This window comes from Aneurinibacillus tyrosinisolvens (assembly GCF_001015055.1).
Classification (GTDB): Bacteria; Bacillota; Bacilli; order Aneurinibacillales; family Aneurinibacillaceae; genus Aneurinibacillus_A; species Aneurinibacillus_A tyrosinisolvens.
Genome location: NZ_BBWZ01000014.1, coordinates 30,960 through 45,309 on the forward strand (window position 1 = coordinate 30,960; position 14,350 = coordinate 45,309).

Sequence of the window (14,350 nt, forward strand, 5' to 3'; positions counted from 1 at the left end):
ATGTGGAGGGATTAAATACGATGCGCGCAGTATTGATTTATATCGGTAACTCCGGCACAAATGGCCCCAAGTATCCCGCTCATTATACACCTTATGAGCTAAATGTCCTGCCAGAATCCATCGACACTTTAATTATTGCCCCCCTTGGTGATGGTGAATATATTTACGGAGACACAACAGGTTATAACAGCGGAGTTACTTCAAGAGCTGCAGAATCTGTCAGATATTTCGTGCAAAATGTATTCAAAGCTTCTACCATGGCCGCTCGCGGAGTTAAACTGCATATCGGGTATCCTGGAATCGATATTAGGGATTCGAAGACGACAGGCGATAACAGACGAGCACATTCACTAAAAGGCATGCAAAATTACTATGGTATCTTTGTAAACTTCTATAAAGCTGTACAAACTAACCTGGGTACAGACTGGACTGACTATGTAGAGGGTTGCTACAACACGATCGAAACCGTTTATCCAAAAGCAGACCGTGATGTGTCGGCAGCCAGAAAGCTTGCTGCTGCAAACTCTGCCCGCAACCCCACAGCTAGCCTTTTTGGCCAGCTGTCAACATATGTCCACGGGCTTGGCAAGAAATTCTCATGGGCACCGTATTATGGTTATGGCCGTTTCCCGGCAGAAATCATTTGGAATATCGGGGTGCTTGTTAACAGAACAAATTATTTTGACTTCTGCATGATGCAGCCACATTATTACTTCCATGCTTCTGACGAATCCGGAAACTTAGCCTCTAACTTAACAGGGATTCGTTACAGCATAGTAAAAAACGCGATTACTTATCGTGATGGTGTAGTCGCTGCTGGACCTCGAACCCATACCCTTTGCAAAATAGGCGTGGATATGGAAATTAGTTCTGTGTTCCACCGTAACGGTGTATATGATTCAAATGGCGTTAGGATAACGGAAGCTACTGTCCCTGCAAACAAGTATGGCCAATTGGCTGGCTGCCGTCATCGTTATTATGAATATGAAGCAACATTCAAAGATTTTGTAAAAGACCCTGACGTACCTTTCATGTTTTATGCAGGTGCCCGTGGTGAACTGCTATCTGATCTAAGAGGTCAAACCGATTCCCAGCTTGTCCAGCCACAATCTGCTATTTACCAGGTGATTGGAGACTTCTACAGCCATTAACGGTTTATCCCATATGAAAATTACCCTCTCCGTGGTAAAATAAAAATGGATTACATGACTGGCGGAAGTGGGGAACCACAGGGGAGTGTAATCGACACAGCCGACCGCCTGGGCACATGCTCAGGGTTTTTTTATTCCCCTTTAGCATGTTCTATTGGTGAGGGAGTGAACAAATGAGCGCAACCATCATGAACGGGAAAGAAGTAGCGGCTCAGGTTAAAAGTGAATTAAAACAAGAGGTTGCTAAGCTGAATAGAGAATATGTGCAACCGGGACTGGCTGTATTATTAGTGGGAAACCATCCCGCATCGGAAACCTATGTGAAGGCGAAAGAAAAAGCGGCAGCAGAAATCGGCATTCGTTCCTTTTTAATTCGCTACCCGGAGACTGTTTCGCAGGCTGAATTGCTGCATAGAGTTGAACAGTTGAATCAAGACCCTCAAGTACATGGTATTCTCGTCCAGCTTCCACTGCCGAAACATATTCACGTTCAAACCGTTATTGACACAATTGACCCGCAAAAGGATGTGGATGGCTTCCATCCGCTGAATATTGGAAGCATGCAAGTTGGAAAAGAGGCGCTGTTGCCGTGTACACCGTTTGGGATTTTACAACTGTTAAAGCAGTACAAGGTGGATCTGCAGGGCAAACATGCGGTTATTGTCGGACATAGCCATATCGTTGGGAGACCGATGGCAACGTTGCTTTTGAATGAAAATGCAACCGTATCTGTATGTCATATTTATACCCAGAATTTAAAAGAAATGACGAGAATGGCCGACATTTTGATTGTCGCCGTTGGAAAAAAACACTTGATTACATCTGACATGGTCAAACCGGGTGCCGTTGTAGTTGATGTGGGGATTAACAGGGAAGAAAAGCGGATTTTTGGAGATTGTGATTTTGAATCCATTAAGGATATCGCTTCGTACATTACGCCTGTACCGGGAGGAGTCGGCCCCATGACGATTTCCATGCTGCTTCATAATACGTTACTGGCGGCACGCACTCAAGTGAAAGAGCTTGCTACAGTTTAATATAACGCGATCGTAAATACCGGCCGCATGGGCGATTATTCAGAAGCCTATGCGGTCGTTTTAATATATACTATCTTTCCTCTTTATTATTTACCCCGTTAACGCTTAGCTGCTGTAAGGCTTGTGCTGCGTAGTTCCTTGCTGTTTCCACATTATCAGAAGTGGACAGGGTTACGGCTATGCGCCGGCCTATTGAAGTAACCGGTTTTCCAAAAATGCGAACCTGGGTGTTCGATACGGATAAAGCCTGTTCCAGCCCTTGTATACTATAGGTCTCCAGCTCTTCATTTGCTTTTAGCGGCCGGCTTGCACCAGGGGAGATCAACGTAATCTCAGGGATAGGAAGCCCCAGAATTGCGCGGACATGGATAGCGAACTCAGAAAGATTCTGCGTGACTAAAGTGACCAAACCCGTGTCGTGTGGACGGGGAGAAACTTCGCTAAAATATACTTTATCTTTTGCCAGGAATAATTCCACACCGAATATGCCATATCCGCCAAGAGATTCCGTAATCGTGTAAGCAATTTTTTTCGCTTCTTCAATTTGTTGTTCTGTCATATTATGCGGCTGCCAGGATTCAATGTAATCACCGCTTTGTTGCACATGGCCGATCGGGGCGCAGTATAATGTTCCATTTACTGAACGAACGGTGAGGAGAGTAATCTCGGATTCAAACGTAATGAATTCCTCGACAATGACCCGGCCATGCTTTACTCTTCCGCCCTCCATCGCTTCTTTCCAACAACGCTCAATATCTTCTTCAGACCGGCAGATACTCTGTCCCTTTCCCGATGAGCTCATAATCGGTTTAACAACACAAGGAAATCCAATTGCTTTTATTGCCTGAATAAATTGTTCATATGTATCAGCAAACTCGTACTTCGCCGTAGGTAACTTTAACGTTTCTGCTGCTAATCGCCGGATTCCTTCTCTGTCCATCGTCAATTGTATGGCCCGGGCCGTAGGAATAACTCGAAATCCCTCGTCCTCTAATTTTAACAACTCAGATGTTGCGATGGCCTCAATCTCAGGAACGATTAAATCGGGTTTTTCTTCTTCCACGATTTTTCGTATTTGCTCTGGATCCAGCATATCAATCACATAGCTGCGATGTGCCACCTGCATAGCCGGAGCATCCGCATATCTATCAACGGCAATTGTTTCGATACCCAGACGCTGGGCTTCAATTATTACTTCCTTACCGAGTTCACCTGATCCTAACAGCAGCATTTTTTTTGATTGGTACATTATCTTTCCTCCCATTCATTGATATATATAATATATACGAACATTATATAGATTGAAATGATAAATTGTTCGTTTTTTATTTATTTTAAATACAATTGGGTAGGATAAGCGCCATTAAAACAGGCGATACACCGATTTGGAATTTCAGCCATATCGACGTCTACAGCTTTTAACAGGCCTTCATTACTTAAAAAGGCTAATGAATCCGCACCAATTAAATGCCCCATTGCCTGCTCTTCTTCAACCTTGCTGGCAAACAGTTCTTCCTTTGTCGGCATATCCACCCCATAAAAACAAGGATTTTTAACCATGGGAGAGCTAATCCGGACATGGACTTCTTTGGCGCCGGCTTGTCTGATTAACTGAACAATCCGTTTGCTCGTCGTCCCCCGTACGATGGAATCGTCAACCAAAACCACCCTTTTTCCATCCAGAATGTCTCGAACCGCACTTAATTTCAGCCGTACAGCCAATTCACGTAATTCTTGCGTCGGTTCAATGAATGAACGCCCAACATAAGGATTTTTAATGAGTCCGATCTCATAGGGAACCCCTGATTGTTCGGCATACCCAATGGCAGCGGGGATGCTGGATTCAGGAACGCCAATGACAATATCCGCTTCTACCGGATGCTCTTCCGCCAGAATTTGGCCTAGTTCTTTTCGGGTAGCTAACACGCTTTTCCCGCGGATCATACTGTCAGCACGGGCAAAATAAACGAATTCAAAGGAACATAGAGATTGCTTTTCCTGTGTGGCAAACCGGCCGGTTTGCACGCCATTTTCATCAATCAAAAGCCACTCTCCCGGCTCGACATCCCGCCAAAACCTGGCGTCTACCGCGTCCAGGGCACAGGTTTCAGAAGCGGCTACATAACTATCCCCGATTTTCCCAAGGCTGAGAGGACGCAGCCCATGTGGATCTAAGGCAATGATCATCTTTTTTTCGGTCATCATGAGCAAAGCAAATGCTCCTTCAATACGCTGCAGGACGGCTGGTGCCGCTTCCTCGAAGTGCTTTTTTGCCGAGCGTGCAAGCAGGTGAGCAATGATTTCTGTATCGGTTGTCGTTTGAAAAATACTTCCCTGTTCATGGAGAATTTTTCGCTCAAAATTCGCATTAACCAAATTTCCATTGTGAGCGATGGCCAAGTCTCCTTCACGGTATTTGAAAACAAGCGGCTGTGCATTGCGCACTAAGCTTTCTCCCGTGGTGGAGTAGCGAACATGGCCAATCGCCATCGTTCCATTCAATTGGTTCAGAATGTCCCGTGTAAATACTTGTGTAACCAGCCCCATCCCACGATGATAGTTGAATCTTTCACCATCGCTCACCACAATTCCCGCACTTTCCTGACCGCGGTGCTGTAAGGCGTGTAACCCGTAATACGTTAAATCAGCGGCCTTAGGGTGGTTGAATATACCAAACACCCCGCATTCTTCCTGTAGCTTTGAAGACATACTATCCCTCCCATCTTCCCTCTATTTACCCATATTCTCTACCCCTTAAGAGAATTTATCCTAATCCATACTGTCGGATTTTTATAAGTATAAATTCGTTAAGCAGGAAATCCTAACGTATGAATGAACAAAGGAAAGGAGTGAGATGGTTATGACTGGCCGGGTGGGGGTAATTATGGGGAGTACATCGGACTGGGAAACGATGAAAGAAACATGCCAGGTGCTGGATGAGCTAGAAATTTCTTATGAGAAGCAGGTCGTTTCTGCTCACCGGACTCCGGATTTAATGTTTGAATATGCGCAATCAGCCAAACATAGAGGGCTTGAAGTAATTATCGCAGGAGCGGGTGGTGCCGCTCATTTACCGGGGATGGTCGCTTCTAAAACTGAATTACCCGTCATTGGCGTCCCTATACAATCAGCAGCTTTAAACGGCCTTGATTCCTTGCTTTCCATTGTGCAAATGCCGGGAGGGGTCCCTGTAGCTACCGTAGCAATCGGAAAAGCGGGTGCCATAAATGCCGGACTATTGGCAGCCGAAATTCTCGGAATCAAATATCCCGAAATTCAACACAAAACTGTGGAACGGAGAGAGAAAATTCGGATAAGCGTACTGGAAGGAGGGCGGCTTCCTTGAAAATGGTTCAACCGGGCTCAACCATTGGAATTTTAGGTGGAGGGCAGCTAGGAAGGATGATGGCGCTGGCGGGACGGAATATGGGGTACCGTTTTGTTGTGCTCGATCCCACTGAGGATTCCCCATGCGGGCAGGTAGCAGATAACCAGATTACGGCTTCTTTTTCCGATATGGAAGCAGCCAGACAATTAGCCTTATTATCCGATGTGGTGACCTATGAATTTGAGAACGTGGACGCTCAGATAGCGGCACAGCTGGAAAGAGATTCTTTTGTTCCCCAGGGAAGTGAACTTCTCAGGATCACGCAGCATCGGGTTCGGGAAAAATCAACCTTAACGTCCGCCGGGGTTCCGATCGCTCCTTTCCAGGTTATCCAATCTGAGAAGGATTTACAAAAAGCGATCAGTGTTTTAGGATTGCCGTCCGTGGTGAAAACAGCCACAGGGGGCTATGACGGAAAAGGGCAGTGGGTCATTCGAAATGAAAAGCAGATTCCACTGGCTTTTCAAGAAGCGGCCAAAACAGGTCTTGAATTAATCGTTGAACAATTCATCCTGTTTGAAAAGGAGCTATCGGTCGTTATTGCACGGAATTTGCAGGGCGAAGTAAAGGCTTTTCCAGCAGGCGAAAACATACATATTGGCAACATTTTGCATCAGACTGTTGTGCCTGCCAGAATTAGCAAGGAACAAGCAAAAAGGGCAGAAGAAATTGCCTTCAAAATAGCTGATGCTTTACAAGTTGTGGGGCTGATTGCCGTTGAAATGTTCCTCACCACGGACGGAGATATCTTAGTGAATGAATTGGCGCCAAGGCCTCACAATTCCGGGCATTATACGATGGAAGCCTGTGTTACATCCCAATTCGAGCAGCATATCCGGGCTATCTGCGGGCTGCCTCTGGGGGATCCCTCCTTATTAACCCCGGTGGTCATGGTGAATATTCTGGGAGAACATCTGGATTTCGTCATGGAAAAAGTACAGCAATTGCCTAATACGGCCAAGCTTCATTTGTATGGGAAAGCGGAAAGCAGAGAAAAGAGGAAGATGGGGCACATCAACTTTTTGGCCCCTTCCGTGGAAAAAGCTCTTCAACAAATTGATCAGATGCAAATCTGGAACCATCCGGAGGAAAGAAATCATGGATAAACGGGAGCAGCTTTATGAAGGAAAAGCAAAAAAAGTATTCAAGACATCAGAACCTGGTTTATTTTGGCTTGAATACAAAGACGATGCTACCGCCTTTAATGGCGCGAAAAGAGCGCAAATTACAGGCAAAGGGGTTTTGAACAATGAAATTAGCTCGATTTTTTTGAGCTTGCTTAAGGAGAAAGGGATCGATAACCATTTTGTGAAGAGAATTTCCGATAGAGAACAAGTGGTTCGTGAAGTACAAATCATTCCCCTTGAAGTTGTCACTCGAAATATCGCTGCCGGATCGCTGGCCAAAAGGCTAGGCTGGGAGGAAGGAACCCGTCTTTCCAGACCGGTTGTGGAATGGTACTACAAGGACGATGAATTGGGCGATCCTATGATTAATGATGACCATATAGCCGCTCTTGAGTTAGCCACCGTGAAAGAACTGGCGCAAATTAAGGAGACAAGCCTAAAGGTCAATGACATTCTAAAGGAATACCTTGCTGCCCGGAACCTCATTCTCGTTGATTTCAAATTGGAATTCGGCAAAACAGCGGAGGGGCACCTTCTCCTGGCCGATGAAATTTCTCCGGATACGTGCCGTTTTTGGGATGCCACTACGATGGAAAAACTGGATAAAGACCGTTTCCGCCGTGATTTGGGAAATGTAGAAGATGCTTATCAGGAAATATTGCGCCGGTTAGGAGGAGAGGCTCATGTTTAAAGCTACGGTTTACGTAACCTTAAAGGAAAGCGTATTGGATCCTCAGGGCAATGCGGTTCGCGATTCCCTTCATTCTTTAGGTTTCGATGAAGTGGGAGAAGTTCGAATCGGAAAATATGTGGAGTTAGAAATTGATGCAGGCAAGGAAGAGGCAGCCCAGAAGCGGGTTAGAGAGATGTGTGAGAAACTCCTTGCGAATACTGTAATTGAAGACTATCGTCTCGAAATGAAGGAGGTGTAGGAATTGAAATTTGCTGTGCTTGTGTTTCCAGGCTCCAATTGTGATGTGGACATGTATAAGGGGGTCGAGGATTGCCTTGCGGAGCCCGTGGAGTATGTGTGGCAAACAGAAACGGACCTCTCGAAATATGACGCCCTCCTACTGCCAGGAGGATTTTCTTACGGTGATTATCTTCGGCCCGGCGCGATGGCCAGTTATGCTCCGGTTATGGAACAGGTCAAACAACTGGCGGAGAAGGGGAAGTTAATTCTTGGAATTTGCAACGGATTTCAGATTTTAACTGAGGCAGGCCTGCTGCCGGGAGCTTTAAGAAGAAATGCCAGCTTAAAATTCCAATGCAAAATGGTTGATTTAAAGGTGGAAAACAACCAGACTCCCTTTACTTCGGACTATGCAAAAGGGGAATGGATTAAAATCCCGATTGCCCATGGAGACGGCAATTATTACTGTGACGAGGAAACCCTGCAACAACTTGAAGAAAATAACCAAATTGTTTTTCGCTATGAGGGACTAAACCCGAATGGTTCCATTGCTGAAATTGCCGGTATTGTAAACAAAGGAGGAAATGTGCTGGGGATGATGCCCCATCCCGAACGTGCGGTTCATGAATGGTTAGGTTCTACAGATGGCAGGCGGATGTTTACATCCATCTTTAAGTACTGGAGGGAACGAAACGGTGCAGCATAGGGAGCCGAATTCTGATGAAATAAAGCAACAAAGGGTTTACCGTGAAATGGGTCTTACTGATGAAGAATACGACAAAGCAGTCGAAATTCTTGGACGAAAGCCGAATTATACGGAAACCGGGATTTTTAGCGTGATGTGGTCTGAACACTGCAGCTATAAAAACTCTAAAGTGGTTCTTCGGCGTTTTCCCACCAAGGGACCGCGGGTTCTTCAAGGGCCCGGAGAAGGTGCCGGAATTGTAGATATCGGAGACAACCAGGCGGTCGTTTTTAAAATCGAAAGCCATAACCATCCGTCAGCGATTGAGCCCTACCAGGGAGCTGCAACCGGGGTGGGTGGAATTATCCGCGATGTGTTCTCCATGGGGGCCAGACCGATCGCACTGCTAAATTCCCTGCGTTTTGGCGAGCTGGATAACGCCAGGACAAAGTATTTGTTCGAAAACGTAGTGGCCGGGATTGCAGGCTACGGAAATTGCATCGGGATTCCAACGGTGGGAGGAGAAATTTATTTCGATTCCTGTTATGAAGGCAATCCTTTAGTAAATGCGATGTGCGTTGGATTAATTGACCATAATCAAATCCAAAAAGGTGTTGCCAAAGGAATCGGCAATCCGGTGCTCTATGTGGGGGCGGCAACGGGAAGGGATGGGATTCATGGCGCTACTTTTGCCTCAGAGGAGTTAAATGAGGAGTCGGAGGCGAAACGTCCCGCCGTACAGGTCGGAGATCCCTTTATGGAAAAGCTTCTGCTTGAAGCTACGCTGGAACTGATTAATTCTGGGTACGTGGTAGGAATTCAGGATATGGGGGCAGCTGGATTAACGAGTTCCAGTTCGGAAATGGCGAGCAAGGCGGGAAATGGTATTGATCTAAATCTGGACCTGGTTCCCCAGCGGGAAAGGGAAATGTCCGCCTATGAGATGATGTTGTCTGAATCCCAGGAGCGGATGCTCGTTGTCGTCAAAGAAGGGAAAGAGGATGAAGTTAAGAAAATTTTCGATAAATGGGGCTTGCACTCTGCTGTTATCGGTCGTGTCACCGATGACAATATGCTCCGCGTGATTCACAAAGGAGGGGTTGTCGCAGAGATTCCTGCGGATAAGCTGGCTGAAGATGCCCCTGTTTACTGTAAGCCTTCGAAGGTTGCTGCTTATTATCATGAGTTTGCGGAAAAGGACCCGCTCCAGTTACCGGAAACGACGGATTATAACGATATACTGCTCAAGCTGTTAGCGTCGCCGACCATTGCCAATAAGGAATGGGTTTACCATCAATATGATTACATGGTTCGTACGAATACAGCGGTTCATCCCGGATCCGATGCAGCGGTAATTACAATTCGGGGAACACGGAAGGCGCTCGCTATGACCACGGATTGTAACGCGAGATACGTCTACCTGGATCCTTATGTGGGAGGAGCGATTGCGGTGGCGGAAGCGGCCCGCAACGTTGTGTGCTCCGGTGCTGAACCGTTAGCCATTACCGATAACTTGAATTTTGGAAGTCCGGAAAAACCAGAGGTCTTCTGGCAATTTGAACAGGCAGCAGATGGAATAAGCAAAGCATGCCTGGAGCTGGGAACACCGGTCATCGGCGGGAATGTCAGTTTATACAATGAAACGAGCGGCGTTGCGATTTATCCAACACCCACAATAGGGATGGTAGGACTTATCCATGATGTGGAGCACATTACAACCCAATCGTTTAAGACCGAAGGCGATTTAATTTTCCTCATTGGGACAACGAAAGCGGAGGTGGGAGGATCAGAATACCAAAAGCTTACCTTAGGTAAAATCGAAGGGCGTCCCCCTCAAATTGATTTACAAATAGAACGGAATGTGCAGTCGCTAACATTGGAGGCCATTCAAACAGGGTTAGTCAAGTCTGCACATGATCCGGCGGAAGGCGGATTGGCTGTGGCACTGGCCGAATCCTGCATGGGAGGCGGAATAGGGGCTCAGATTAAAGTCAGCTCCGAATTACGGGCGGATTTATTTCTATTCAGTGAATCCCAATCACGGATTTTATTGTCCGTTCCACCTGAACATGTTGAACAACTGAAAGAAATAGCCCAGGACAAAGGCATTATCCTAACGGAGCTTGGGAGCGTCCAGGGAGATGAGCTCTCTATCCGCGTGAATGGAGAAATCATTATCCAGCAGCCGGTTTCGGGATTAGAAAAGGTGTGGAAGGATACCATACCCCATATCATGAGATCGGGAACAATCAAAAGACAACTGACTACCACAGAAATATCCGCAAGTCTGCCATAGGAAGGAGGGCCACAACATGAGTGAAGCTTACCGGAGAGCCGGAGTAGACATTGATGCCGGAAATGAAGCAGTGGAACGAATGAAAAAGCATGTGCAAAAGACGTTACGCCCCGAGGTTTTAACGGGACTTGGAGGATTTGGCGCACTATTTCAGCTTGATTTGCAAAAATATCAGCAACCCGTTCTTGTTTCTGGAACGGATGGAGTGGGAACGAAGCTCATGCTTGCTTTTATGATGGACAAGCATGATACCATCGGCATTGACGCCGTGGCGATGTGTGTGAATGACGTAATTGTTCAGGGGGCAGAACCGCTCTTTTTTCTGGACTACCTGGCTTGCGGAAAAATTGAACCCCAAAAAATTGAAGCCATTGTCAAAGGAATTGCCGATGGATGCCAACGAGCGGGCTGTTCGTTAATCGGCGGGGAAACGGCTGAAATGCCGGGAATGTATGCTGACGGGGAGTATGATATTGCCGGGTTTACCGTAGGTGTTGTCGACCGGCCGCAGTTGATTGATGGTTCTTCAATTGAACCAGGCGATGTCCTTATTGGGCTAGCTTCCAGCGGCATTCACAGCAATGGATTTTCCCTCGCTCGCAAAGTGCTCCTGGAGGATGCGGGCTTGTCTTTGGATCAATCCATTGAATCCCTGGGAAGAACACTGGGTGAAGCCTTACTTGAACCGACCAGAATTTACGTAAAACCTATTCTTGAAACACTCAAGGAGTACACCATAAAGGGAATGGTACATATTACGGGAGGGGGATTCTATGATAATATCCCTCGGATTCTCCCGGATGGTACGGAAGCAAAGGTTGAACTGGGAACATGGCCCATTCATCCTGTTTTTTCACTTATTCAAAGCAAGGGGAATATCTCCAGTTATGATATGTTTCGTACCTTTAATATGGGAATTGGATTTATTCTTATGGTACGTCCAGAAGATGAAGTAGCTGTAATCAAGAAATTATCCTCACTAGGTGAAATTGCCTTTACCATTGGCAAAATTCGTTCGGGAAATCAGGGGTGCTCGGTTACGGTATAAGTTCAAATGTAAACATTTTTTAAAATGTAGTTGTAGAATAAAGAAAAGTAGAGTAAGATAAACAATATAAAATTTTTCCACTTCTTTTAGCAGATACAGCAGGATAAATACACGTTACGTTCGCATGAAAGATTACAACTGAATAGGATAGCTCTTATCCAGAGAGGCGGAGGGACTGGCCCGATGAAGCCCGGCAACCATCAGATGGGAAATGATATGTTTTCCCATTATGAACGGTGCCAATTCCTGTAGAACAATTTTGTTCTAACAGATGAGAGTGCAGCAGATTACCTTTCTGTATGCCAACACTCTTCCATCTGTGAAGAGTGTTTTTATTTTTATTGCAAAAAAATCAAGGAGGAAACATACATGCATATTGAAACTACTCTCGTTCGTTCCGGTGTAGCAAAGGATCCCAGAACCGGTTCTGTCAGCACACCGATCTACCAGTCAGCAACGTTTGAACATCCGGGCGGGGTAAGCACTGGCTATGATTATTCCCGTACAGCCAACCCGACACGCACAGCCATCGAAGAAGCCATTGCCGCACTTGAAAAAGGCGCGACAGGCCTGGCTTTCTCTTCCGGGATGTCTGCGATAACTACGGTGCTGTTTTTATTTAAACCAGGCGATCATCTTATCGTTTCAGAAGACTTGTACGGAGGGACGTACCGCCTTCTGGAAGAGGTATTCAATCACTATAGCATTGAAGTGAGTTTTGTGGACACAAGTGACATCTATGAAGTTGAGTCAGCCGTCCGTCCTTCTACAAAAGCCATCTTTGTTGAAACACCGACCAATCCTTTGATGAAGATTAGCGATTTAAAAGGCGTTATACAAATAGCCCAGGATAAGAGCCTGCTTACGATTGTAGATAATACGTTTATGACACCGTATTTTCAGCAGCCGCTTCTATTGGGAGCCGACATCGTAATACATAGCGCAACGAAGTATCTCGGGGGCCATAATGACGTCATCGCTGGTTTGCTTGTTGCCCGCGAACAATCGCTTGGCGAAAAACTTCGTTTCCTCCAGAACTCGGCAGGAACCATTCTGGGTCCACAGGATTCCTGGCTCCTCCTGCGCGGAATTAAGACACTGGCACTGCGCATGGAGCGCCATCAGGAAAATGCCGAGAAATTAGCAAAATGGCTGAAAGAGCAGCCTGAAGTTGAAGAAGTGTATTTTCCCGGGCTGCCTGAGCACCCCAATTACGAGATTGGCCGGGGGCAGTCATCCGGCTTTGGCGGAATGCTTTCTTTCACGGTCAAAGACAAGGAGCTCGTTTCTCATATCTTAGGAAACTTAAAATTGATTACTTTTGCAGAAAGCTTAGGCGGAGTAGAAAGTCTGATTACATTCCCGGCAAAGCAAACGCACGCGGATATCCCGGAAGAAATCCGCAACCAGCTTGGCATCACGGACCGTCTGCTTCGTCTGTCTGTAGGGATTGAACATGTGGAAGATTTAATTCAAGATTTCAAGGAGGCTTTCCATGGATGCTACTGTAAATAAACAACAATTGAGTTTCGGAACACAACTTATTCATGCGAAAACAGGGATTGACGGGCACTTCGGAGCCGTAGGTGTACCGATTTATCAGGTTTCGACGTTCAACCAGCAATCCCCGGATGAGGAAGTACGCTTTGACTACTCCCGGTCAGGGAATCCAACCCGCGAGGCACTGGAGACAACGATCGCCCAATTGGAGGGAGGCTGCGCAGGGTATGCCTTTGCTTCGGGGATGGCGGCGATTTCCTCCGTTCTATGCCTTCTAAGCAGTGGGGATCAAATTATTGTGTGCCGTGATATTTATGGGGGCACGTACCGTGTGCTGACTCAACTATTTTCACGTTTTGGTATCGAAGCTTGCTTTGTCGACACCACAAACTTGGATGAAATCCGCGCAGCGATTACCCCGGCAACACGGGCCCTTTTCCTTGAAAGCCCGTCTAATCCTTTTTTAAATGTTAGCGACATTGCTGGAGCTGCGAGTATTGCTAAGGAACACGGGATTATTACGATTGTTGATAATACATTCATGACGCCGTATCTTCAGCAGCCTCTTCTTCTGGGAGCGGATATTGTCGTTCACAGTGCTACGAAATACATTAGCGGCCACAGCGATGTAGTAGGCGGGCTTGTCGCAACGTCCAGTGAAGAACTGGCGGGGCAAATCGGCTTTATTCAGAACGCTTTTGGTGCGATTTTGGGACCGCAGGATGCCTGGCTTCTCCTGCGCGGCTTAAAAACGTTGAAGGTGAGAATGGATCAGCACCAGAAGACGGCGGCACAAATTGCTGAATGGCTGCAAACACAGCCACATATAAAGAATGTGTATTATCCGGGGTTAAAGAATCATGCCGGCCATCAGCTTGCTGCCGAGCAAGCGAGCGGATTTGGAGGGATTGTATCCTTTGAGGTAGAAAGTGCAGAAGTTGCCGAGCACTTCTTTAAAGAGGTAAAATTACCGGCTATTGCTGTGAGTCTGGGAGCAGTGGAAAGCATTCTTACCTACCCTATACGGATGTCGCATGCAAGCATTCCAGAGGAGAAGAGAAAAGAACTGGGGATTACAGATTCATTAATTCGCCTTTCGGTAGGCCTGGAGGAGCCGGAAGATTTACTGGCCGATTTAGGGCAGGCATTACAGAGTTATGAAGCCGCTTATGCTGAAAAGGCATATAGATAAGTGCATTATTTTT

14 protein-coding genes and 2 riboswitches are annotated in these 14,350 nt (G+C 46.4%); of the genes, 12 read left to right on the forward strand and 2 right to left on the reverse strand.

Going from position 1 to position 14,350, the window contains the following annotated elements; genetic code table 11:
- Positions 1-20 precede the first annotated feature (20 nt).
- Both MBEAL2_RS14145 and folD read left to right on the forward strand, forming a co-directional pair.
- The gene (locus MBEAL2_RS14145) at positions 21-1,151 is read left to right on the forward strand and encodes a DUF4855 domain-containing protein (protein ID WP_047152938.1); all 1,131 of its coding nucleotides are present in this window, start codon (positions 21-23) and stop codon (positions 1,149-1,151) included.
- Positions 1,152-1,195: 44 nt separating this feature from the next.
- Positions 1,196-1,272: riboswitch (ZMP/ZTP riboswitch) on the forward strand.
- A gap of 52 nt (positions 1,273-1,324) precedes the next feature.
- The gene (gene folD, locus MBEAL2_RS14150) at positions 1,325-2,188 is read left to right on the forward strand and encodes a bifunctional methylenetetrahydrofolate dehydrogenase/methenyltetrahydrofolate cyclohydrolase FolD (RefSeq protein WP_047152939.1); all 864 of its coding nucleotides are present in this window, start codon (positions 1,325-1,327) and stop codon (positions 2,186-2,188) included.
- A gap of 70 nt (positions 2,189-2,258) precedes the next feature.
- On the opposite strand, the gene purT is transcribed toward folD, so the two are convergent.
- Positions 2,259-3,437 carry a phosphoribosylglycinamide formyltransferase 2 gene (purT, locus tag MBEAL2_RS14155; protein WP_047152940.1) on the reverse strand — a complete coding sequence of 393 codons (1,179 nt, stop codon included), beginning with the start codon at positions 3,435-3,437 and terminating at the stop codon, positions 2,259-2,261.
- Between purT and MBEAL2_RS33990 the strand changes: the two genes are divergently transcribed.
- Positions 3,404-3,493, forward strand: a complete 90-nt coding sequence (locus MBEAL2_RS33990) for a hypothetical protein (protein ID WP_369405503.1) — start codon at positions 3,404-3,406, stop codon at positions 3,491-3,493. The two genes, purT and MBEAL2_RS33990, sit on opposite strands and share 34 nt — an antisense overlap.
- 24 nt (positions 3,494-3,517) lie before the next feature.
- Here MBEAL2_RS33990 and purF read toward each other — a convergent pair whose 3' ends face one another.
- On the reverse strand, positions 3,518-4,897 hold the full coding sequence (gene purF, locus MBEAL2_RS14160; protein WP_047152941.1) for an amidophosphoribosyltransferase: 1,380 nt from the start codon (positions 4,895-4,897) through the stop codon (positions 3,518-3,520).
- A gap of 151 nt (positions 4,898-5,048) precedes the next feature.
- On the opposite strand from purF, the gene purE reads away from it, so the two are divergent.
- The 9 genes from purE to MBEAL2_RS14205 all read left to right on the forward strand — a co-directional run bounded on the left by purE (position 5,049) and on the right by MBEAL2_RS14205 (position 14,337).
- Positions 5,049-5,534: a 5-(carboxyamino)imidazole ribonucleotide mutase gene (gene purE, locus MBEAL2_RS14165; RefSeq protein WP_082129941.1), complete on the forward strand. Its 486-nt coding sequence runs from the start codon at positions 5,049-5,051 to the stop codon at positions 5,532-5,534.
- 2 nt (positions 5,535-5,536) lie between these two features.
- A complete protein-coding gene (gene purK, locus MBEAL2_RS14170; protein WP_047152997.1) occupies positions 5,537-6,682 on the forward strand; it encodes a 5-(carboxyamino)imidazole ribonucleotide synthase in 1,146 nt (381 codons plus the stop codon).
- Positions 6,675-7,394: a phosphoribosylaminoimidazolesuccinocarboxamide synthase gene (gene purC / locus MBEAL2_RS14175; protein ID WP_047152943.1), complete on the forward strand. Its 720-nt coding sequence runs from the start codon at positions 6,675-6,677 to the stop codon at positions 7,392-7,394. Before purK ends, purC begins: the two co-directional genes overlap by 8 nt.
- Positions 7,387-7,635 carry a phosphoribosylformylglycinamidine synthase subunit PurS gene (gene purS, locus MBEAL2_RS14180; protein ID WP_047152944.1) on the forward strand — a complete coding sequence of 83 codons (249 nt, stop codon included), beginning with the start codon at positions 7,387-7,389 and terminating at the stop codon, positions 7,633-7,635. The genes purC and purS overlap by 8 nt, the downstream gene beginning before the upstream one ends.
- Before the next feature lie 3 nt (positions 7,636-7,638).
- Positions 7,639-8,322: a phosphoribosylformylglycinamidine synthase subunit PurQ gene (gene purQ / locus MBEAL2_RS14185; protein ID WP_047152945.1), complete on the forward strand. Its 684-nt coding sequence runs from the start codon at positions 7,639-7,641 to the stop codon at positions 8,320-8,322.
- A gap of 46 nt (positions 8,323-8,368) precedes the next feature.
- Positions 8,369-10,597 carry a phosphoribosylformylglycinamidine synthase subunit PurL gene (purL, locus tag MBEAL2_RS14190; protein WP_236692856.1) on the forward strand — a complete coding sequence of 743 codons (2,229 nt, stop codon included), beginning with the start codon at positions 8,369-8,371 and terminating at the stop codon, positions 10,595-10,597.
- Positions 10,598-10,613: 16 nt separating this feature from the next.
- Positions 10,614-11,645, forward strand: a complete 1,032-nt coding sequence (purM, locus tag MBEAL2_RS14195; RefSeq protein ID WP_047152947.1) for a phosphoribosylformylglycinamidine cyclo-ligase — start codon at positions 10,614-10,616, stop codon at positions 11,643-11,645.
- Between the two features lie 151 nt (positions 11,646-11,796).
- A riboswitch (SAM riboswitch) is annotated at positions 11,797-11,923 on the forward strand.
- A 91-nt stretch (positions 11,924-12,014) separates the two neighbouring features.
- Positions 12,015-13,160, forward strand: a complete 1,146-nt coding sequence (locus MBEAL2_RS14200; protein ID WP_047152948.1) for a trans-sulfuration enzyme family protein — start codon at positions 12,015-12,017, stop codon at positions 13,158-13,160.
- The gene (locus MBEAL2_RS14205; protein WP_047152949.1) at positions 13,141-14,337 is read left to right on the forward strand and encodes a trans-sulfuration enzyme family protein; all 1,197 of its coding nucleotides are present in this window, start codon (positions 13,141-13,143) and stop codon (positions 14,335-14,337) included. Before MBEAL2_RS14200 ends, MBEAL2_RS14205 begins: the two co-directional genes overlap by 20 nt.
- Positions 14,338-14,350: the final 13 nt, after the last annotated feature.